Raw genomic sequence first — 21,571 nt, forward strand, 5'->3', positions numbered from 1 at the left:
ATATGAGGCAGCGCCAAACCAGCCTGAGCACTTGCATCTCGCGGAACTGCAAGAATCAAAATGTGATCGTTGACAGCACTCAGCCTATGTGGGATCCGACCGCGAAATATCGGGGTACTTGGTGGCCAGCTGACGAGCCAACGCTTACGTTCTACGGGATCCTGCGGTTCAAAGATCGCAGCCCACAGCTCACCCTTCTGTCGCCGCCGATCGGGCAAGCGGTGTATCGCCTCGGTGTGGTGGAGGTGCTTCACGGCCTTCTCGATTCGGGCGAGCAGGTGACGTTGTGGGACTACCAGCACCACTTTTTTGAACATCTGTCTGAAGTGGGACGTGACCGTCAGTCGAGGCACCGTAGAACCTTCAACGACGCTGTCCTGGGTGCTCACCTTGAAGACTTCCAAAGCGCCCGGTTCTCACGGTCGGCCTTCCGACTGCACGGTCTCAAGGAATGGGCACGTATTCCTGATTTTGCTCGACGGGACCTTCCAGCTGATCAGCAAGTCCAGCTCGCGAAGGCCACTCTTGTCGGTGTCCACAGGGATGAGTACGACGCGGACTACACCGTGGAAGTACGAATCGAGAACCCGTATCGGGTCGAGACGGACGAACAATTCCCAAAGGGCGCCATCTTCGACCACACCGGCGAAGACGTCCGAGTCGTGTTCGAGTGCAACCCAGCTGCGCCCGCTCGGTTCCATGAGCTTCTTCTGTTCGATCTTCAAGCGCTCCTGACATTCTCCTTCCAGACGGGTGCCCCCGTCGAGGCGGAGTGGCTCGCGACTGACATGACAGGCCGATGGCTGTCGCTGCTCCACCGAGACTCATTCAACGGTACTGAGACGCGAAGGCTGCACCCGAGTCAGATGGTGCTGACAGCTTCTACGATTGGAACCGAACTCCTTTTTCCTGCATGGTGGCGCATTGTCGACAACCTCTTTCCTGCGCCACAAGTGGTCACGGCTTACCATCACGGTTCGCGGGGCGTGCTCGAAGGTTCGGTATCGTCAGCGATCGCAGTCGTCGAGCATCTCCACGGGCTGGTGGGGAAAACGCAGACCCGCTTCCCCGAGGGCTTCCTTGCGGCAAAAGACAAGGAACTGAAAAAGTTCTATCCCGGACCAGAGAACGCCGAGTTCAGGGCGTTTTTACACGAGTCGCTCCGCAACGACAGACCAACGCTTACGACTCGCCTCAACGAGGTGGTCGGCCAGGTCACAGTGGATCGGCTGAAGCTCATTGGAATCGACGGGCTGCGATGGATCGAGGGCGTGAAGGACATGCGAGACAAGCTCGCCCACACGGCATCGCACGTCGACCGACGACACCGGGACGCTAGTGACAAACTCGATCGGGTAAACGCGGAGACGCGCGCCATTATTGTGATGCTCATCCTTGAACAGTTGCCCGTTTCGGCCGAGGCGCTGGATGACGCTGCTCGCGTGCTCGCCTCCGAGATCCGCCACTTCAAGCCGTTGTCCTGACGCCTAGTCTCGCGCAGCGCTGGAGTCGTTCTATGAGGAGAGAACCGAACCGGAGTGCGAGCCTGCCCGCAGCGCGTTCGTCCATTGCCTAGGTAGGACCCGAGTGTTTGAGGCTGGACGTCACGCGCAATGACTGCAACACTCGAGACATGTTCCTTCGATAAGCGCGCAAATCCATGTCGACAAATCGACCTAGCCACTTGTCTGAATTGAGGAACACTGTCATGACCTTGCATATCCGCGATGCTTCAACTGAGGACATCGATTTTCTCGCTGCGATGCTGTTAGAAGCAGTGAACTGGCGCCAGGACCGGCAGACTGCGACTCTGCAATCGATCATGAATACCCCCGACCTGTGGCACTACCTCTCCGATTGGAAACGGAGCTCAGATTTCGGTTTCCTTGCACACGAGGCGGACAAGCCGGTCGGTGCCGCGTGGGCGAGGTTCATGACCGCCGAAGATCCTGGGTATGGATTCGTTGACGAGGACATCCCCGAGCTGGGCATGGGCGTAGTGAGCACTCATCGAGGCCAGGGCGTGGGCCGCGTTCTTCTTGAGCGGACCATACGGGCCTCAGCGGATCGTGGCCTCCGGGGACTGAGCTTGAGTGTCGAGGATGAAAACGAGCGAGCCCGCGCTCTATATGTGAGCAACGGATTCGTGGTCGCGGGACGAGCCGGCAATTCGGACACGATGGTCTTAAGGTTTTGACCCGCTGAAGGTTGGGCTCGCGGGCGAAGGAGGGGGCCCTTTCAGTTGCCTGAACTGCCCGGATCGGGCAATCGTTGCTGGCTGGCAGCTTGACGTTGACCGAGCATCCAGCCGGCACCGAATGCGAGCACTGCCAGCCCGACAATGAACAGCGCGATCCCGATCTGACTCCGTGGCGAAAGTTGTAGGCCTATTGGAAAGAACGTCGTGTTGCTGAGCGGCGCGTAGGCGAACCAGCCGAAGCTCGCTTGGTCACTCGGCACGAGAAGGAGCACGAGTCCGATGACGGCAGCCACGGCGCCGAGGACGACCATGGAAACGCTCACCCGACGCCAGCGGTTTGAGCTGAAAACTCCGCCTTGCCCAGCCTGTATCTCGCCCATGTGGCCATGCTAGATGACACACCGGTTCCACGATGTGACAGAGCGCACAGAGGGTTAGCAATTACCGGGTTTGCTCTCGCGGTGGCGATCACGGATTGGCATCGCTTGACCGGCAGGTTGCATCAGGCCGAGGCAGTCCTCGTCCCGCGCACGGTTGCCTGCCTCAACAAGTCCACCCAGCCCGGCCAGGAAACGGACCTGGCAGCCGTCATGAGCGGCGCAACTCACGTCGATGAGATGAAATCGACTTTGAATAGGCGAGTGATTCTGGCAACCAGAGCAGCACACAACCGAGCACAGTGAGGAGCGACGATAGCACTCCCAACACGGGCGACAACCCGAGCGTAAGTACCTGAGTCGCTGCGAACACGGTCAGATAGATCACTGGCCAGCGACGCCCCCTAGTCGCAAGAAGCCCGGCTACAACGGGCAGCACAACAAACCACGCACTAGCCACGGCGAAGCTCACGGCCACCAAGATTATGGTTACGGCCTGCGCTGTAGCCCACGGCGCATTGACGAGTCCCCCTGTCGTGACGATGAAGACCAGACCAGCGCCTGCCGTGATCGAAAGAAAGGCGTAAGTCACCGCCGCTGGCCTAGCCAGTTGCCCGGAAGCTGGCGGCCCTACCTTCAAGACCCCGTTGGATTGCTGCATTCGCTTCTTATCCATCGACGTTTGACCTCAATTTACTTTCCCCTTGGGCACCCCTACGACCTGGGCTAAGCACCGCTCATCCTCCACGCTCTCCCGAATTTGTCCGGATGCACCGACGCTTCTCAGCCTTTATGAATCAGGTCTACGATTTTCTGGGCGTTGTCTTCTGGAGAGACGCTGATCTGCACATGATCACCCTCCATGGCCTCCATCACCACGACGGCAGCCTGAATCTCCCCGCCGATCTTGATAATCAGGCGCGCCGAATCCCCGGCTTGGACGGCCTTCACCGTGAGGGCGTTAAAGACGACCGCCCCGTCTTCGGTGAACGTCACCTCAACCGCGTCCGACCCCTCACCTTCGGCGATGGAGGCATCCTTCACTCCAGCTCGCTCAAGCGAGGATGGGAAAACAACATTCTCGCCATTGACCTGAACACATTGCGGGTCCGCCCCACCAGCGCAAGTCTGCGATACCGCCAACTCGATCGCTCCCCCGGCAGCCGACGCTGAATCACCGGTGCCAACTCCAGCCGAACACCCGCTGAGGACCAACACGACAAGTACGACCAGAGAGAGCCTGGATGTTCGAGAAGCCATGAATAACCTTCCTCCGACGCGGGAGCTGAGGACCGGCAGAGCTACCGCGCCCAACTTTGGTCCGGCCGCGGATTGGCGATCTATGAATTGGTCAATTGCACCAACAGAGTCTCAGCAGCACTGGAGATGCTGCCAATTGCGGAAAGAGTGACGATGCCAGCAACGCCCCAGAACCAGTAACGGTCACTCCGACCCGCTTTCATCCGGTTTAACGCCAGCCACCAAGCCGCCACGGACGCCAAGGTGGAGGCGATTACGGTACTAAACGCCATCCGGACGAAGTCTGCTGCGTCTGGCGCATCCCAGGAGTTGGTCGCGAGCACGACAGAGAACGGAACGATGATCATTCCCACGAATCCGATGAGTATCGGAGACACAGCCCGTCGTTTCTGAGTACTCGTCTGGGTTGTCATGCGGTGAGTCTCGCAGGTCTCGCCGCTGCAGACGACGGAATCGCTCCAGCGATCCGCAAAGGCATAATCAGCGAGAAGGATGCTCGGATCCATCCGCGCGCAAGATGCGAGTACTGACCCCAAGCCGTCCCGCGATCTTGCCCAGCTGCGTCGTCCTGCGGGGCTTGGCGCGGGCGATCTCGTCCGCATTGATGGCGAGGAACAACATAGAAGCAGCAATCCCCAACGACGCAACCTTCGCCTCGTATGGAAGGTCTGCCACGAACGCCACCCCGACCGGGCTCTGGTCGTCATTGACGACGTACAAATCGGCAATGCGCATCCCAGCGTGGGACTCAGAGGTTAACACCCGGTAGAGAGCGTAAAGCTGCTTGCCCTCGTGAAGGGACTCGCAGTGTTGCTGAAAAATCCACCCCGTCGACACGCCGGCCCTATCCAGCTCAGCGATCTTGGCCGCTGCCTCTCGGAGGCCATCTTCGACGTCCATGCCAAGGCCAGCAATGTCTCGAAGCGCCAATCTGCGCTGGTCCGATCCCTTCCGGATCATCGAGCCCCCCGACCCGTCTCTCAGTAGTAGATAAGCGGCGGTCACCCCGCATTCGAGGATCAGGCGAACGATGGGAACAGTTTCGGCACCTGTGGTGGCGTCATCGAGTACGAGGAGCGCCCGAGCCATTTTCACCGCGTGATGGGCATGGGTGTGAATGGCAACAGCTCGAGCGGGATCTAGCTGCCCGCGGAAGTCGCCCCCGGCGCCATCGTCCTTTTCCCACAACTCGCAAAGAGAAGTAATGATGCTGCGCACAAAAGCTGGGTCTTGGTATTTCGAAGGGGGCGCGAACAGTTTGGGGGCGGCAGTCATGACTGCATCCTGTCATCCGGAATCCAAGATGCCAGACACGATCGGTATCGGACGCCTCGATGTCCCACTTCACGTTCCTCGGCGGCACCCGGATCCGAGCGCCAGGCGATTCCCCGTTTCGCGGCAAAGTGAGTCTCGCCCAGGCTGTTGCGCGGTTCTGCAATAGCGAAGAAGGCGGCCTTGTAATAGTCGGAGCCGAAACGAAAGACCGAGGATCTGGCGACAATATCGTCCGGATATGCCCAATGCCCACCAACCCTAGGGTGAATCGTCAGTACCAGCAGGCGCTCCACAACCACCTATACCCGCCTCCCGACGCCATCCGACTCGAGGTGACTCAATACCCGGATGGGGACCTCCTGTTGATTGATATTCCTCCTCAGCCGGAGGAACTTAAGCCTTTCCTCGTGCATGGGGCCCTTGTCGACGGCCATGGCGAGGGAGCCTTCATCAGTATCGTTCGACGACGCGACGACGTCTCGATCCCCACAACTGCAGCGATGATCCACTCGACGATTGCGGCTGGGAGAGCTCTCCTTCGGGGGACCCCGGAAGGATGAGCTGAGCGACCGGTCAAAATCCTAGGGAAGACGACGAGCAAGCCGGTACTCGTGTTCGCCAAGCGTCTGCGTTCACACTGACCGCATACGTCCCACCAACTCCACTTGGACGCGAGGTCGCCCACAGATCGAGTGCAGGTGAGTGGCTCAGCCGTCAAAGACTGTGGAGTCTTCGAGGATCACTCGCTCGATGGGGTCGACGGGGAAAGGTGAGCGTCAAGGCAGGATCATCGGGGTGGCTGTGTCACACGCAAACGCACCCTCTGATCCACCTCCAGTCAAAGCTGCGCGTGTCGCCATTACTCCGGCGGCGACGTAGCCCACGAGCGGCTCGCCGTCCCCGACGAGAGCGTCGATGATCCCAATTGGCGCGTCCGGATTCATCGCAACCAAGAGAGCGAGATCGATACTTCTGCCGGCGAGCTCGGCCAGGACATCCTGCGGCGTCGCGCCGTTGAACGCAACCGCCTGACGCACCTCGGGGTCAGCGTCGTCGGCGAGGGATGCTAGGACGTCAGCAGGCGTGTTCGGGTTGGCCGCGACGGCCCGCCTAACTTGGGCGCTTCGCCGCTCCCCGCCGAGGAGTCTGAGGATGTCCGGGGGCGTCCGTGAGTCGAATGCGACCAGCATCCGTACTTCCGCGCGCCTGCTCGCGACCATCTCCTCGAGGTCGGCTCTGATCGGAGCTGACGCCTGGTACGCACGTTCCCAGGCGGCCTTGGCGCGATCGCGATCCTCAGAGCCCGTCGATGGGTTCCTAAACGCGGCTGACCGGACGGATCTATCGTCGTCCAAGAGTAATTCGCCCAGCAAAGCGGTGCCGAGCCGGGGGCGTCTCGCGGCGCTCGCGCGCACACGGGGTTCGTCATCGTATGCGAGCGTGACGAGAAGGGCGATGTCCAGCGCCTCGTTACCGGCTGCGGCCGCACGTACCTCGCAAACCGGGTCGGCAGCGAGCATGGACGCCGTCGCAGACGGCGTGCGGGAATTGCCCGCGACGGCGCTACGCACGGACTCGTCGGCGCTCTTGGCGAGCCGCTCTAGGGTCCGAGCGCCCGCGCGTTCGTCGTCGGCTGCAATTCGGCGCATGTCCGGGTCGCGTACACGGCTCCGGGACAGCCTATCGAGCGCGTCCTCAAGCAGTTCCTCCGTCAACTCAACAATGTCGTCCCGTGTAGCGACCGCATCAAGCACATCGAGCAGCTGCTCGTCCGTGCTCGTCTTGAGGAGGGGCACAGCGATGGAGGCGGCGAGTGCGGCGGGTGCGCTCGGGTTCGTTACGACGGCCAGACGGACGGATGGTTCCTGGTCCTCTGCCAGACTGACCAGCGCCTCAGAGGGCGCTGCTTCGTTCCCCGCGAGCGCTATGCGCACTCGGGCATCTCGGTCATCGACGAGCAACCTCGCGGCTACGGAGGGGATTCTGCTCGAGGCGGCCAGTCGCTCGCGGGGCTCGAAGGACCTTGTCGAGCGCAGCCGCGGCAAGAGAAGAGCGAGGTCCTCGGTGGTTAGAGAGGGGTTCTCGACGAGTCCCACGAGGACGTCGACCGATTTCGTGCCCGTAAGCTCGCGGAGCGCCAAGAGAGGCGTCGAAGGGTGGGTTGCGACGAGTTTCATGACTTCTTTGTCGTGCTCGGCCGGGGTGCGGTTGCGCGCCCAGGTCGGCCGGTTGTCTCCCTCCGTCCGGAAGCGGATGCGCTCCTTTCGAGAAGCGGCAAGCTCGCCGAGCAGAACGCCGAGGACATCGTCCGGTGCGTCGACTGTGCGCTGAAGCGCCGACCAGCGGATCTCGGGATCGGCATCCGCGAGAAGCGTGTCCCGAACTGCGGGGTCCGCGACTGGCAAGTCCCGGGCGACGGTCAGTCGCACCCACGCCGGGCGGTCCTTGCGCATGAGGTCGTCCTTCACCGTGTCGGGGAGGCCCCCAATCAGCCAGTCGGGGACGTCTGTCGACCGCCCCGTGTTCCGGGCCCAGAACTCACTGGCGGTAGGTAGAGGAATGCGGGAGGCGGTGCCAGTCGGGAAGGCGCCCCTCGTGAGGATCAAGAAATCCCCAAACCACCGCGATTCGAGGGCCGAGTCATCGCGGTCCTGCGAGATCCGCACGCTTGCACGCTCCGCGGACAGGGGCACAGCGGCCTCATCGGCGCTCAGGGCCACGATGGCAAGCTGCGTCTCTTTGGAACGACCATCGACTGGAGTCTTCCCCAACGCCATTAGTGCGACCGCCGGAGTGCGTGGGTTCACTTCGACCGCCCGTCGAACGACTGCGCTGCTGTCTCGGGAGAGTACCTCGAGCACATCCGTTGGTGCGCTTTCGTTCATCGCTACGCCTTCGCGGACCTTGGCGTACCTGTCCCGCGCTAGTTCCCGCATCGTTTCCTCAGGGGTCATCGCGTTGCGCCCGATGCGGAAGCGGATGCCAGCGTCTATATTCCGAGCCAAGTCGATGAGCATTTGGGGCGGTGTGTGCTTGTTGTCGGCGAGGATCTGAAGCTTGCGTAGCTCAGTGACCGGGACGCGGATCCCGATCTGCTGACCGCCTGCAGCTTCCTCAAACCCCAGCCGCAGCACAGGCAGTCGCTCCTCAGGGTCGCCGCCGAGCAGCGTCTCGAGCTCCCACGTCCTCGTTAGGCCCTGCCTCGGGAGCCACACACCTACGGACCGGATGCGCAGGGAGTCGTCGAGGTCGAGCATGACGTAGCCGAGGAGCTGCCGGAGAAAGTCGCGCAGCTTCCGAACAGTTAGTTCCGCGTACGCCTTGCTATCGATGAGTACGTCCCCGACGAGCCAGTCGGCATCCGCGCCGCCGACGAGCACTGAGCCCACGAACGCAGGGTTCGGCTCGAAACGGTCACCGTGGGCTATCTGCTCACGCCATAGATCGATCTGGGAGCTATTGGACTCCATCATCGAACGAAGGTCTGCCAGAGAGGCCGTATCGAGGCAGTCCGCGAACTCCTGGCCGTCGGCAGCCAGATCGCAGGCCTTCCCGACAGCTCCATTCAGCACCTCGACTCCGCCTCGATATATCTGCTCACAGTGGGCGAGCAGAAGAGCCGCTCGGTCGAGGTCGGCTTCGCCCGCGACGCTCTCGAGGATCTGCACTGCCACGTCGAACGCCTCAGTGAGGATCTGGGCCCGGTGAGAGCCGTTCTCGACTTCACCCTGATGCAGGGACAACTGAGCGACGCCAAGGGCTGCAGCTGAGTCATGAGCATCAAATCCACCGAGCGCGATTCGCACACGGAAGTCGACGGCCGTTCCCGCCCGTGCGACATCCACTCCCGGAAGGGGTGGCACGATCGCGCTGCTCGCCGCGAGCTCGATTAGGCCCAACACGTCGGCCACTGTACGCGCCCCGTCAGTCCCGCTCTTGAGAGCTAACAGGATCGGCGAGATCCCGTCGATGTACGCGCGGACGGGCGAGCCGGAATCCCCCAGGTGCTCCGTGAGGCTCACGAGTGTTCCCGCGAGAACGGCCGCCACTCGGGAACGCTCAGTCGACGCCACGATAGGCGCAGGTCCTGGGTCATCGGCGCTACCAGCATGTGCCAACGCTATCGTCCGCATCCCTAAAACATGTTCGGCGCCGGCGGTGCGTCGAGCCGCCGCCCAGTCCGCGAGTGACCAGAAAGTGCGTAGGTATCGGTAGTACTACAACGCACTTGCCGGGTGCCCGGCCGTGTTGAAAGAACCGACCTCCAGCAGGCTTGGAGCACCAACGCAGCCCCCCCCCCCCCTCGATTGAGCTCTCCAGGCAACTGCGAGTCACTTACGGTGCCGACATCAGGGACCTGCGGTGGGCAGCAGTCGCCGGATAGCTCGCCCGTGAAGACTGCTGGACCATCTCCACCAACTTGATCAGCCTCCACTGGCCGATGACCCTGTGGTCAATCGGTATCACTGATCCATAGCTTCGTCGGCAGTCTTATTGGCCGACCCTAAGCCTCGGAGACACTGGACGTCCATTGCGTATCCTAAACGACGGGACGCGCAACCGAGTTTTGCGCGGAGCTCAAACCTAGACCGGAGTCTAGAGCGGAGGCGGGTGTAACTCGACAAGGCGAAAGACCTTTGCAATATCAATAAAATACTGATCAGCGGCTATTTTGAAGTAGGGCGGCTGGGACTTGAACCCAGGACCGACGGATTATGAGTCCGCTGCTCTGACCAGCTGAGCTACCGCCCCAATCGACGCGACTGCTCTGACGAGTGTGCGACCGATTCTGTGGTGATCGGGTGGATCACTGGATTCAACGATACAGGCTCGAAAGGCGGGCTCGCCCGCCTACTCCGCGCCGCGGGCGGCCGCGTCGGAGGTGACCGCGTCGATAACCGGTTCCCCGCGATACAGGCACTCAAACGTGTTCAGGGTGCGGTTGATGTCGTGCACACCGATGAGCCGGAGGGAGCTGTTTTTGAGCGCGTTCAGGTCGTCGGGTGCGGCCGTCAGAACTGTCGTGAGCTTGTCGGCGAGGTCCTGAGCGTTTCCGGGCTCGAACAGGTAGCCGTTCTGGCCATCGTGCACGAGGTGTGGGAGCGCCATGGCGTTGGCGGCCACGATCGGCAATCCAGACGCCATCGCCTCCATAGTCGCGATGCTCTGCAACTCCGCGATCGACGGCATCGCGAACACCGTCGCGCGGGTGTAGGCGGTCGCCAGTTCGGCATCCGTCACATAACCCGTGAACGTGACCCGACCACTGAGTCCGAGCGTCTGCGACAGATGTTCGAGGTTGCGCTTCTGGTCGCCGCCACCGACGATCTCCACCTTCACATCGAGGTCGGGCGAGAGCAGGACCACGGCCCGCAGCAGCACGTCGATCTGTTTCTCGCCGGTCACGCGGCCAACGAAAAGGATGCGGTTCTCGGTGCGTGGCGCGAAAGTCGGCGAGTAGTTGTGGGCGTCGATGCCGCATGAAATTGCCAGCACGCCCTCGAGGCCGGTGTAGCGCTCCAGGAACTGGGCGGCTCGCAGGGTCGGGGTGGTGACCGCTTCCGCCCGGCCGTAGGTACGCCTCGCAGCCCGCCAAGCGGCCTTGATGAGGCGATCGTGCAGGCCCTTTGGGACCAGGGTGAATTCCAGCATGTTCTCGGGCATGAAGTGGTTCGTGCCGATAATGCGGATGCCCCGCTTCGCTGCCTCGATCGTGACGGCACGACCCACGTTGATGTGGGACTGGAAGTGGACGACATCCGGCTTGACCGTATCAAGGATTTTCCGGGTCTCTCGCGGAATGAACCACGGCAGGGCGTACCGCAGCCAATCGTGCGGGTACCAGCGCCAGCTCTGCAGACGGTGCACGACCATCGGCTGGCCTTCATGCACCTCGGTCCAAGTGCCGAACTTGCGTGACGCGGCTGGAGCCATGATGTGCACTTCGTGCCCGCGGGCCACCATCCCGGCGGCAAGACGCTCGGCGAACCGGGCCGCGCCGTTCACGTCGGGGGCAAAGGTGTCCGCCGCGATCAGGATGCGGAGAGGCTTCTTCGCCGGCTCGCGGGGGGACGACTCGCTCGGCAAATCGGTCAAATCTGACAAAAGACACTGTCCCAACGTAAGTGAGCCGGAGTTCGTCATCCGGCGAGAAATCATGTTTTCGACGGCGCGCACGCTGACGAGGTCTTCTAGAACCCTATTCTAAACCGGTGCTGCAACAGCCATACCGGGGGCGGCGCGCCCACGCGGACGCCGAACGGAGTGCTTGGAGCGCCGTCAGTCGTCGGCGAGAGGGTGATACCGGGCCAACAGGAAGACCCCGACGATGGCGACGACACCCGCGACGAGGAAGGCGACAGCCGCCCACGGCGGAGCCTGTTCGATCTCGCCCAGAACGACGATGCCGATGCCGACGGCGATCAGCGGATCGATCACGGTGAGTCCGGCGATGACCAGGTCCGGCGGGCCGGACGCGTAAGCGTTTTGCACGAAGTAGGCGCCGAGCACCGACGCCAGCAAAAGCCCGATGACGCAGGTCAGGGTCAGCCACTCGAAGTTGCCGTTCTGGGTTCGGTTGATGACGACCTTGGCCAGCGTCGCGACGAACCCGTAGAGCACCCCGGCGCCGACAATGTAGAACATCGCCTTGAACCGGGTACGCAGCTTGAGGAACGCGACGCCGAAGAGGGACAACACGACGCCGAGCACGATCAGGATCGTGATCAGGTTGCCGTCGGTGACTGGTTTGTCCACGGCGGTGAACGCGGCCACGGTGACGAAAAGGGCCACGCCGCCGACGCACATCGCGATCGCGATCTTCGACGCGCGGTTGACGGGGACCCGGGTGATGCGGGAGTTCAGGATGGACGTGATCACGAGGGCGACGGCGCCGAGCGGCTGAACCATGATGATGGGGGCGAAGGCCAGACTGGAGAGCTGGAAAACGATCGCCAGCCCGAGCATTATCGTGCCGAAGACCCAGGAAGGCCGACCGAGCAGCAGCATCAACTGGCGCGGGTTGAGTCCGCCGGTGACCACAGCCGTTTTGGCCTCGACCTTCGTGACGCCGCGATGCTGGAATTGAGCTCCCAGCGACAGGAACACGGCACCCACCAGGGCGAGCGGAATCCCGATGGCCTGACGCGGATTGATTGCGATTTCCGCAGCCAGGTCGGTCAGGTCGGGGTTCACTCGAACGAGCCTATCGAGAACCGGCCCGTTATCCTTGAAGAATGGCCGTTCGTGCGATAGTAATTTCAGGAGATCCCGTTCTCCACTTCTCCGCCCTCCCCGTCACTGATTTCGACGACGATCTGCATGAACTCGTGCGGGACATGTTCGAGACAATGGATGCCGCGCCCGGCGTCGGTCTGGCGGCGCCGCAGGTGGGAGTGCCGCTCCGGCTCTTCACCTACAACTACCTCGATGACGACGACCACCTGTGGCGTGGCGCGGCCATCAACCCGGAACTGTGGATCACCCCGGTTCCCTCGGGCGAGGCCGACGAGGACGAGGACGTCGAGGGCTGCCTGTCTTATCCGGGCGAACGCTTCCCGCTGCTACGCTCCCCCTCTGCCATCCTGCGCGCGGTGGACCTTGAGCAGAAGCCCTTCGAGATTCACGCCGAAGACTGGCTGGCCCGCATCTTCCAGCACGAGTACGACCACCTCGATGGCACCCTGTACGTGGATCGCCTCGAGCACTTCTACGCCAAGATCGCCTTCAAGGTGACCCGCAAGCGTGGCTGGGGCACGCCCGGGCTCAGCTGGATGCCCGGCGTCGACAACCTTGAAGATTGACCAGGTAGGCCCGGCCTGATCCGCTGGCCCGGCGAAAGAGTCAGCTGCAGTCGAGGTCCACTCCGTGGATGCCGTTGTGGAAGCGCAATGACGGGAAGATGGCCGTGACCGTGAACCCGACGCCGGGCACGGTCCCGGCGTTGAAAATGCCACCGAACATCGCGGTGCGCTCGCGCATCTGGGTGATGCCTGCCCCGGCTACGTTCGCACTCAGTGCCTTGAGGTCGTCGTCGATCGTGTACTTCGTGCGCGCGGCGAAGTCGGCGGCGTCGGCACTGTCCCGGCGAGCCACCGCACGGATGCCGTCATCCGCGACCAGCAGCTGCAGCCCGTCCTGAGTCCACGTGATCGTGACCCGAGCCTCCGTGCCTCGTCCGCCATGGGTGAGAGTGTTGGCCAGCGCGCTCTGCAGGATACGGAAGACGGCCAGTTCGGCGCCCGGCTTGAGCGGGAACCGCTCGCCTGACTCGGTGAAGACCACGGTGACGCCCGCGTCACGCATGACCCGGAACAGGTCGTTCGCCGATTGCAGGCCCGGCTGGGCGGCGGCGACAGATTCACCCTCGCGCACGATCGTCAGTACGCGGCGCATGTCGGCCAGCGCCACCCGGCCGTCGTCGACCAATGCCGTCGCCACCCGCACGGCGCTGGACGGGTCGCTCTCGGCCGTGTAGCGGGCACCTTCGGCACGGGTGATCAGCCGCGCGACGGACAGCACGGCCACGTCCTGCAGATCCCGGATGATGCCGAGCCGGCCCTGTTGTTCGGCAAGAGACAGTTGCAGGTCAATGCGCAGCCGTTCGGCCGCCGTGCGGTCGAAGACCACGCGCCGGGCCCGGACAAGGGTGACCAGCCAGAGGGCGAGCAGCCCGACGACGAGCACGGCCAGAACGGTGCTCACGGTAAGCCAGGACTCCACGGATGCCGCCTTTTCTGCGACCGCGTCGCACGGAAGTGAACGGGATACAAAAAAGGCCACCAGGGGTGGAGCCCTTGGTGGCCTTTCGCTCCCCGACTTGGACTCGAACCAAGAACCTGCGCATTAACAGTGCGCTGCTCTGCCAATTGAGCTATCGAGGAATGTCGCTTGAACAGCTCTGCCACTTTATCAAAAGTTGGTGATCTGCCAAATCGGCGTGAACCGTCAGTAGCCGATTCGAGGGTCAACGACCCCGACGTACCGCCCATCCGCAAGGAAGGCACCCACATTCAGGCGAATCCGCTCGGCCAGGAGCGGGGCGGTCATCTCGGGCGTGTCGGCCGAATGCGGCGTGATCAAGCACCGCGCCTCGGCCCAGAGCGGATGCCCCTGCGGCAGCGGCTCCGGATCCGTCACGTCGAGGGCCGCGCCGGCGATGGTTCCTGCGGCCAGAGCTGCCACCAGAGCGTCCGTGTCGACGAGCGGGCCGCGGGCGATGTTGACGAGCACGGTCTCGGGCCGCATCAGCTCGAGTTCGGCCCGGCCGATCAGGTGGCGCGTGCCGCCCGTGAGCGCAGCCGCCACGACGACGACGTCGCTGGTCTGGAGAACGCCGGAGAGGGCGTCCGTCACCACCGTCTGAGCCGCACCGGGCACCGGCTCGGTGCTGCGGCGCACCACTGTGACGTGGGTGCCGAACGGCGCGAGCAGGCGGATCAGCTCACGGGCGATCCCACCAGCGCCGATGATGGTCACGTTGAGGCCGTAGAGCGAGCGCCCCTCGGACAGATTGCTCCAGCCCTCGGCCCGAGCGCGCTTCGGCAGCACCCGCAACAGCGCCAGGGTGAGAGCCAGGGCGTGTTCGGCGACGGGCTGCGCGTACGCGCCCTTCGCGCTGGTCCAGAGAAGGTCCGGGCGGTCCAGGCCGGCCAGCACCCCGCTGAAGGCGTCGACGCCCGCCCAGGGGAGCTGCACCCACCCGATGCCGGGATGCGCGTGCAGGGTGGCGCGCAGCTCGTCGGCCCGGCCGTAGTCCAGCCAGATCAGTCCGCGGGTCTCGTCGGAGAGCTCCGTCACGGTTCCCCCGGCAGCCTCGACCGCCCGGGAGAAGGCCGGTTCCGGCCGCGGCAGGATGGTGATCGGACCGGGGGCCGGTCGTCGGTGCGCCGGAAGGGGCGTGACCTCGTCGGTGAGAACGGCCTGGTGTTGCACGGATTCAGTTTTCGATGACATGTTCGTCGGATTCACTCTCGTAGTCGTAGTTGTCGTCGTCGTTCTCCTCGTCCGGCGCCTCCCCCATCAGAGCCGCAGCCAGGCCGGCGACATACGGATGCCACGGGTCGTCGAACACCTCGTCAATCGTGCCCAGCCCCACCAGCACGCCCTGGTGCAGCACGGCGATTCGGTCCGCGACCCGGCGAAGCACGCTGAGGTCGGAACTGATCACCAGCGCCGAGAAGGCCCGCTCGCGCTGCAGCTCGCCGATCAGGTCGACCACGGCGTCCCGGACGGTGGCATCGACGCCGGCCGTCGGCTCGTCCGCGATCAGGACCGACGGCCCGAATACCAGCGCCCGGGCCAGCGCCACCCGCTGACGCTGACCATTGCTCAGCTCGTAGGGGAATTTGGTGAGCACCGACAACGGAAGCCGCACCGCGTCGACCATGGTCGCCACTTGCTCGTCGAGGATGTGCCGGTCGTAGCGCCGGTCTCGGTCGAGCACGGGCTCGGACACGATCTCCGCCACCGTCAGAGTCGAGGGCAGCGTGTCGGCGGCATCCTGGGCGAGGTGCCCTACCCCGAAGGTGAGCCGGGCCAGCTTGCGCCGACGGATGCCGCGGAGCCGGTACCCGAGCACCGTCGCCTCTCCCCCGGTGATCTCTGGTCGAACGTCGCCGGTGCCTCCGCCGCCGTGGCTGAACGCGGCGCCCGACAGAACCCGGGCCAGCGTGCTCTTGCCCGAACCGCTCTGCCCGAGCAGTCCGAGCACCTCGCCGGCCCCGATCTGCAGGGTAAGGCCACGCACGGCCGTGAATGCGCCGCTGGCACCGTGGGGCGGGTACTCGACCGTCAGGTCACTGGTGGAGATCGGACTGGTCGGACTTGTCGGTGCGGCGCCGCGGATCATGTGTCTATCCTGCCTCACGCAGCCGGCGCAGTCCCTCCCGGCGCAGGGCCTGCTCGGCCGGGTCCGGCACGGGCAGGGAGGCCAGGAGCCGCTGGGTGTAGGGATCCTTGGGTGCACCGAGAACCTCGGCGCTGGTGCCCTCCTCGACCAGTTTTCCTCGGTACAGCACCGCGATCCGGTCCGCGACGAGGTCGACGACAGCCAGGTCATGACTGATGAACAGCGCGGCAAAGCCGAACTCCCGCTGGAGTTCGGCGAACAGCTCCAGCACCCGCGCCTGCACGGAGACGTCGAGAGCGCTGGTGGGCTCGTCGGCGATCAGCAGTGGCGGCTCCAGGGCGAGCGCCCGCGCCAGGCTCGCGCGCTGGCGCTGGCCGCCGCTCAGCTCGTGCGGGTAACGGTCGCCGTAGGCACGCGGCAGCTGCACGGCCTCGAGGAGCTCGTTGACCCGCGGGCGAGCGTGGGCGGCGTTCTTCGCCCGACCGTGCACCACCAGCGGTTCAGCGACGCAGTCGGCGATGGTCAGCAGCGGGTTGAAACTCGACGCCGGGTCTTGGAAGACGAACCCGATGTCGCTGCGGAACTTCCGGAACGCACGCTCCTTGAACCCGTTCATCTCGTGGCCCATCACGGTCAGGGAGCCACCGGTCACCCGGGTCAGGCCGGCGATGGCCCGCCCGATCGTAGTCTTGCCGGAACCGCTTTCCCCCACCAGACCGAGAACCTCACCGGGCCGGATCAGGAAGCTCACGCCGTCGACGGCGGTGAAACCGGACCGGCCGAGCCGGCCGGGGTATTCGATTCGGAGCTGGTCGGCGACGACGACCGGCGCCTGCTGCTCCCAGTCGGCCGCGCGGGCCGTGGCACGGGCGGCGGCGTGCACGACCCCCTGGCCCACGTGAGGCACGGCGGCGAGCAGCTTCTTCGTGTAGTCGTTCTGCGGCGAGCGGAAGAGGGTTTGGGCATCCGCCTCTTCGACGACCTTGCCCTGGTACATCACCGCAACCCGGTCGGCGAGGTCTGCGACCACGCCCATGTTGTGGGTGATGAGCACGATCGCCGTGCCGAATTCGTCGCGGCAGCGGCGCAGTAAGTCCAGGATCTCGGCCTGCACGGTCACGTCGAGCGCCGTGGTCGGCTCGTCGGCGACGATCAGGCCGGGGTCGAGCACCAGGGCCATGGCGATCACGACGCGCTGCTTCTGGCCGCCGGAGAACTGGTGCGGGTAGTAGTCGACGCGGGTTTCCGCGTCGGGGATACCGACCCGCCCGAGGATCTCGATGGCCTTCTTGCGGGCTTCCTTGCGACTGAACTGGCCGTGCGCGCGGATGCCCTCCATGATTTGCCAACCCACCGTGAAGACGGGGTTCAGCGCGGTCGAGGGTTCTTGGAACACCATGGAGACGTCGGTGCCGCGAACCTGCCGCAGCTGGGCTGTGCTGAGCGCGATGACGTTGCTCTCGCTCGAGCCATCCTTGCTGCTGAGGATGACGGCCCCGGAGGCGGTCGCCGTCTCCGGCAGCAGCCCGAGGATGGTCTTGGCGGTGACGGTCTTGCCGCTCCCGCTCTCGCCGACGATGGCCAGGACCTCGCCGGGAGCGACCCGCAGGGTGACGCCGTCAACGGCCCGAACGGCTCCGGCGTCGGTCGCGAACGAAATGCCCAGATCGGTGATGGTGAGCACGTCGGTCATGGTCGCTCCTCGAGTCCTTCGGTGGGATGGGTTGCGGCGCCTTCCAGTCCGTCGAGCCCGCCGGAGCCGGCGACGAGGGTGCCACCGGGAACGACCGAGGTCTGCGCGACGATCCCGGCCGACTGGCCGACTGCGCGGCGTCCGCGCAGGCGGGGATCGGCCAGGTCGTTGAGGCTTTCGCCGACCAGCGTAATGCCGAGCACGACGAGCACGATGGCCAGGCCGGGGAACAGTGACGTCCACCAGATGCCGCTGGTGACGTCCGAGAGGGCCTTGTTGAGGTCGTAGCCCCACTCGGAGGCGGCCGTCGGTTCAATGCCGAACCCGAGGAAGCCGAGGCCCGCGAGGGTCAGGATGGCCTCCGACGAGTTCAGGGTGAAGATCAGCGGAAGGGTGCGGGTGGCATTGCGGAACACGTGCCGGAACATGATCCGGCCGCTGCCGGCACCCAGCACGCGTGCGGATTCCACGTAGGCCTCCGCCTTGATCCGCACCGTTTCGGCGCGGATCACCCGGAAGTACTGCGGGATGAAGACCACGGTGATCGAGATCGCCGCCGCCAGCACACCGCCGATCAGGTTGGACTTGCCCCCGGAGATGACGATCGACATCACGATGGCGAGAAGCAGCGACGGGAACGCGTAGACGGCGTCGGAGACGACCACCAGGATCCGGTCGAGCCAGCCGCCGAAATAGCCCGACACCAGCCCGAGGAACACCCCGGCGAAGATCGACAGCAGGACGGCCACAATGATCACGAACAGGGCGGTCTGGGCACCCCACAGCACCCGGGAGAGCACGTCGTAGCCGCTGACGGTGGTGCCCAGCGGATGCGCGCCCCCGGGCGGCTGCTGGGCTCCGAAGGCGCCGTTGGCGTCGCGCAGTTGGCTGAAGCCGTAGGGCGCGAGCACGGGGGCGAAAATGGCGGTCAGCACGAAGAGAGTGGTGATCACCAGGCCGGCGATCAGCATCCCGCGCTGGAGTCCGATGCTCTGCCTGAGCTGGTGCACGACGGGGAGGCGGGACCAGACGCTGCGCTTCTGCCGGGCGGAGATCACGGTGGCGTCACTCATCTCAGTACCTCACTCTCGGGTCGATCAGTGCGGCGATGATATCGACGACAAAGTTGGAGAGGGCGACGATCACGGCGAGCAGGGCGACGATCCCCTGCACGGCCACGAAGTCCCGGGCCTTGAGGAACTCGGAGAGCATGAAGCCCAGGCCCTTCCATTCGAAGGTGGTCTCGGTCAGCACGGCGCCGCCGAGCAGCAGGGCGATCTGGAGGCCGATCACGGTGATGATCGGGATCAGGGCCGGCCGGTAGGCGTGCTTCCGCACCAGGCGGAACTCGCTCACCCCACGCGAGCGAGCGGCGTCGACGTAATCGGTGCCGAGGGTTCCGATCACGTTGGTGCGCACGAGGCGGAGGAAGACCCCCGCAGTGAGCAGCCCGAGCGTCAGCGCGGGGAGCACGGCATGCTCGAGAACGTCCCCGAGCACGGTCGGGTCCCCGGTCAGGATGGCGTCGATCGTGTACAGGCCGGTCTGGTTCGGCAACAGCTGCATCTGCAGCTCGGAACCGGTCGAGGCCCGCCCGGAGACGGGAAGCACGTCGAGGTAGACGGCGAAGACGAGTTTAAACAACAGCCCGGAGAAGAACACCGGCGTGGCGTAGCAGAGGATCGCGAAAACCCGGAGGAAGGCGTCCGCGGATTTGTCCCGCCAATAGGCGGCGACCATGCCCAGGGGAATCCCGACGATGAACGCGACGACGAGGGCGTAGAAGACGAGCTCGAACGTGGCCAGCCCATAGGTGACCAGAATCTCGGAGACGGGACGGTTGGTGCTGATGGTCGTGCCGAAGTTGCCGGTGAACACCTGGCCCAGGTACTCGATGTACTGCACGAAGATGGGCCGTTCGTAGCCGGCGGCCTGGATGCGCTCGGCCAGCTGCTCGGGCCCGAGACGCCCGCCGAGAGCGGCCGTGATCGGGTCACCGGTCGTGCGCATCAGCCAGAAGACCATGGACACAAGGATGAAGATGGTGGGAAAGATCAGCAGAAAGCGGATCAGGATGTACCGGCCGATCCCGCCGTCAGTTGCGGGACGTTTCTTGCGTCCCGTCGCGCGGGGCGACGGGGGGCGCGTGGTCACAGTGGTCATTCCTGCCTAACGATAGGACTGTGCGATTAGAACGTGACGGGGGCACCCAGCGCGCAAGCGGCTGGATGCCCCCGGGATTCAAATTAGAGAAACTCTAACCGGTTGACGAACTAACCTTTGACCAGTGCCGCGTAACGGAACTTGAACGACGCGTCGAGCGTGTCGCTGGTTCCGGTCACATCGGGGCCGGTGACGGCAACCTGGGCGCCCTGGAGCAGCGGCACGGTCGACAGCTGCGCGGCGACCTTGTCCTGGATCTCCTCGATGAGCTTGGTGCGCTCGGCGGGATCGGCGGTGACGGCCTGCTTCAGGATCAGGGCGTCGACCACCGTGTCGCTGTAGTGGTTCTTGAGGAAGCCGCCTTCGAGAAAGAACGGGGTCAGGTAGTTGTCGGCGTCGGAGTAGTCCGGGAACCAACCGAGCTGGTAGATGGGGTAGACATCCGTCGTGCGGTCCTTCGAGTACTGAACCCACTCGGTGGTCTGCAGGTTGACGGTGAAGAGGCCCGAGGCTTCCAGCTGGTCCTTGACCAGGGCGTACTCGTCGCCGGACGACGGGCCGTAGTGGTCGTTACTGTACTGGAGGTTGAGCTTTACCGGACCGGTCACGCCGGCGGCCTTGAGGGTTGCCGCGGCCTTGTCGACGTCGGGGGCACCCTCACCGTCGCCGTAGAGGCCCTTGAGGGACTCGGTGGCACCGGTCAGTCCGGCGGGAACGTAGGAGTACACCGGGGTGTACGTGCCCTTGTAGACCTGCTCGGCGATTTCGTCGCGGTCGACCAGGTCGGCCACGGCCTGGCGCACGGCAAGGGCCTTGGCCGGGTCGGCCTCGGCGGTCTTGGCGCCGAACGGCTGGGTGTCGAAGTTGAAGACGATGTAGCGGAGTTCGCCGCCGGGTCCGTCGACGACCTTGACCTTGTCGTTGCCGCGCAGGTCCTCGATGTCGGTGGCCGACAGGCTACGGAACGCCACGTCGATATCACCCTGCTGCACTTCGAGCTTCAGATTGGAGGCGTCGGCGTAGTACTTCACGTTGACGACGTCGGTCTTGGCCGCGCCCAGGAGACCCTCGTAGTCCGGGTTGGCCTTGTAGCCGAGCAGGTTGTTGAAGTCGTAGCTGGTGATGACGTACTGGCCGGCGAACGCGTTGGCGTCGACGATGTCCTGGTCCGGCGTGAGTTTCGTGGCCGAGAAGGTGTCCTCGTCGACGATGGGGCCGGCCGGGCTGGACAGGATCTGCGGGAAGATCTGGTCGTCCGCCTGCTTGAGGGTGAAGACAACCGTGGTGTCATCGGGGGCCGCGACGCTGTCCAGGTTATAGAGCAGCGAGGAGGGGCCGTTGTCGTCCGCGATCGCTAGCTGGCGGTCGAAGGTGAACTTGACGTCGGAGGAGGTGAGCTCGTTGCCGTTGGCCCACTTCAGACCGGGCTTGAGGGTGACCGTGTACTCGTTGGGGCTGGTGAACGCGGCGGCCGTGGCGATGTCGGGCTCGACGTCCGGACTGCCGTAGGGCGTGTTCATCAAGAATGGGAAGACCTGGTTCTGAACCGCGAACGAGCCGTTGTCGTAGGAACCGGCCGGGTCGAGCGACGTGATCTTGTCGGTCGTGCCGATCGTGATGGCTTCGCCACCCGAGCTGGTCTCGTCGTCGGTTCCGCCGGCGGAGCAGCCCGCCAGGGTCAACGCGGCGACCGCGACAACCGCGGCGGCGCTGAGCCCTCTCGCGCGTGAAGTGGATGAGAATGCCATAGCCGT

The 21,571-nt window shown here is 64.3% G+C and carries 18 protein-coding genes and 2 tRNA genes; 4 read left to right on the forward strand and 16 right to left on the reverse strand.

Annotation, left to right across the window (positions count from 1 at the left end):
• The first annotated feature begins 62 nt into the window (after window positions 1–62).
• Both E3T40_RS07230 and E3T40_RS07235 read left to right on the forward strand, forming a co-directional pair.
• Window positions 63–1,484: a HEPN domain-containing protein gene (locus E3T40_RS07230; RefSeq protein WP_134543026.1), complete on the forward strand. Its 1,422-nt coding sequence runs from the start codon at window positions 63–65 to the stop codon at window positions 1,482–1,484.
• A 224-nt stretch (window positions 1,485–1,708) separates the two neighbouring features.
• Window positions 1,709–2,197 carry a GNAT family N-acetyltransferase gene (locus E3T40_RS07235; RefSeq protein WP_134543027.1) on the forward strand — a complete coding sequence of 163 codons (489 nt, stop codon included), beginning with the start codon at window positions 1,709–1,711 and terminating at the stop codon, window positions 2,195–2,197.
• A 41-nt stretch (window positions 2,198–2,238) separates the two neighbouring features.
• On the opposite strand, the gene E3T40_RS07240 is transcribed toward E3T40_RS07235, so the two are convergent.
• The 4 genes from E3T40_RS07240 to E3T40_RS07255 all read right to left on the reverse strand — a co-directional run bounded on the left by E3T40_RS07240 (window position 2,239) and on the right by E3T40_RS07255 (window position 5,112).
• Window positions 2,239–2,580 carry a hypothetical protein gene (locus E3T40_RS07240; RefSeq protein WP_134543028.1) on the reverse strand — a complete coding sequence of 114 codons (342 nt, stop codon included), beginning with the start codon at window positions 2,578–2,580 and terminating at the stop codon, window positions 2,239–2,241.
• A gap of 780 nt (window positions 2,581–3,360) precedes the next feature.
• Entirely contained in the window at window positions 3,361–3,621 is a 261-nt protein-coding gene (locus E3T40_RS07245; protein ID WP_134543029.1) for a hypothetical protein, read from the reverse strand.
• A gap of 296 nt (window positions 3,622–3,917) precedes the next feature.
• Complete coding sequence (locus E3T40_RS07250) at window positions 3,918–4,250, reverse strand: hypothetical protein (RefSeq protein WP_134543030.1); 333 nt, start codon at window positions 4,248–4,250, stop codon at window positions 3,918–3,920.
• Between the two features lie 67 nt (window positions 4,251–4,317).
• The gene (locus E3T40_RS07255; protein ID WP_134543031.1) at window positions 4,318–5,112 is read right to left on the reverse strand and encodes a hypothetical protein; all 795 of its coding nucleotides are present in this window, start codon (window positions 5,110–5,112) and stop codon (window positions 4,318–4,320) included.
• Window positions 5,113–5,171: 59 nt separating this feature from the next.
• Here E3T40_RS07255 and E3T40_RS07260 point away from each other — a divergent pair, with 59 nt between their 5' ends.
• Window positions 5,172–5,672 (forward strand): hypothetical protein, encoded by a 501-nt coding sequence (locus tag E3T40_RS07260; RefSeq protein ID WP_134543032.1) that lies wholly within the window; start codon window positions 5,172–5,174, stop codon window positions 5,670–5,672.
• 216 nt (window positions 5,673–5,888) lie between these two features.
• On the opposite strand, the gene E3T40_RS07265 is transcribed toward E3T40_RS07260, so the two are convergent.
• From E3T40_RS07265 to E3T40_RS07280, 4 genes are all read right to left on the reverse strand, one after another.
• Complete coding sequence (locus E3T40_RS07265) at window positions 5,889–9,161, reverse strand: hypothetical protein (protein WP_134543033.1); 3,273 nt, start codon at window positions 9,159–9,161, stop codon at window positions 5,889–5,891.
• A 629-nt stretch (window positions 9,162–9,790) separates the two neighbouring features.
• Window positions 9,791–9,864 (reverse strand) — tRNA-Ile (locus E3T40_RS07270).
• 99 nt (window positions 9,865–9,963) lie between these two features.
• On the reverse strand, window positions 9,964–11,208 hold the full coding sequence (locus E3T40_RS07275; protein WP_370287891.1) for a glycosyltransferase: 1,245 nt from the start codon (window positions 11,206–11,208) through the stop codon (window positions 9,964–9,966).
• A 183-nt stretch (window positions 11,209–11,391) separates the two neighbouring features.
• A complete protein-coding gene (locus E3T40_RS07280; RefSeq protein ID WP_104169698.1) occupies window positions 11,392–12,306 on the reverse strand; it encodes a DMT family transporter in 915 nt (304 codons plus the stop codon).
• A gap of 41 nt (window positions 12,307–12,347) precedes the next feature.
• Between E3T40_RS07280 and def the strand changes: the two genes are divergently transcribed.
• On the forward strand, window positions 12,348–12,914 hold the full coding sequence (def, locus tag E3T40_RS07285; RefSeq protein ID WP_104169697.1) for a peptide deformylase: 567 nt from the start codon (window positions 12,348–12,350) through the stop codon (window positions 12,912–12,914).
• A gap of 40 nt (window positions 12,915–12,954) precedes the next feature.
• On the opposite strand, the gene E3T40_RS07290 is transcribed toward def, so the two are convergent.
• From E3T40_RS07290 to E3T40_RS07325, 8 genes are all read right to left on the reverse strand, one after another.
• Window positions 12,955–13,833, reverse strand: coding sequence for a sensor histidine kinase (locus tag E3T40_RS07290; RefSeq protein WP_134543035.1), 879 nt, complete (start codon window positions 13,831–13,833; stop codon window positions 12,955–12,957).
• Between the two features lie 88 nt (window positions 13,834–13,921).
• Window positions 13,922–13,994: transfer RNA gene (locus E3T40_RS07295), tRNA-Asn, on the reverse strand.
• A gap of 64 nt (window positions 13,995–14,058) precedes the next feature.
• The gene (locus tag E3T40_RS07300) at window positions 14,059–15,066 is read right to left on the reverse strand and encodes a D-isomer specific 2-hydroxyacid dehydrogenase family protein (protein ID WP_104169695.1); all 1,008 of its coding nucleotides are present in this window, start codon (window positions 15,064–15,066) and stop codon (window positions 14,059–14,061) included.
• Window positions 15,050–15,961, reverse strand: coding sequence for an ATP-binding cassette domain-containing protein (locus E3T40_RS07305; protein ID WP_104194229.1), 912 nt, complete (start codon window positions 15,959–15,961; stop codon window positions 15,050–15,052). The genes E3T40_RS07300 and E3T40_RS07305 overlap by 17 nt, the downstream gene beginning before the upstream one ends.
• A 4-nt stretch (window positions 15,962–15,965) precedes the next feature.
• Window positions 15,966–17,654: an ABC transporter ATP-binding protein gene (locus E3T40_RS07310; RefSeq protein ID WP_104169693.1), complete on the reverse strand. Its 1,689-nt coding sequence runs from the start codon at window positions 17,652–17,654 to the stop codon at window positions 15,966–15,968.
• Complete coding sequence (locus E3T40_RS07315) at window positions 17,651–18,727, reverse strand: ABC transporter permease (protein WP_104169692.1); 1,077 nt, start codon at window positions 18,725–18,727, stop codon at window positions 17,651–17,653. The genes E3T40_RS07310 and E3T40_RS07315 overlap by 4 nt, the downstream gene beginning before the upstream one ends.
• Before the next feature lies 1 nt (window position 18,728).
• Window positions 18,729–19,817 carry an ABC transporter permease gene (locus tag E3T40_RS07320; RefSeq protein WP_134543036.1) on the reverse strand — a complete coding sequence of 363 codons (1,089 nt, stop codon included), beginning with the start codon at window positions 19,815–19,817 and terminating at the stop codon, window positions 18,729–18,731.
• A gap of 110 nt (window positions 19,818–19,927) precedes the next feature.
• Window positions 19,928–21,565 carry an ABC transporter substrate-binding protein gene (locus tag E3T40_RS07325; RefSeq protein ID WP_104169691.1) on the reverse strand — a complete coding sequence of 546 codons (1,638 nt, stop codon included), beginning with the start codon at window positions 21,563–21,565 and terminating at the stop codon, window positions 19,928–19,930.
• Window positions 21,566–21,571 lie beyond the last annotated feature (6 nt).

Origin of the sequence: Cryobacterium sp. TMT1-19, from assembly GCF_004403055.1 — a bacterium.
In the GTDB taxonomy this organism is placed as follows: Bacteria; Actinomycetota; Actinomycetes; order Actinomycetales; family Microbacteriaceae; genus Cryobacterium; species Cryobacterium sandaracinum.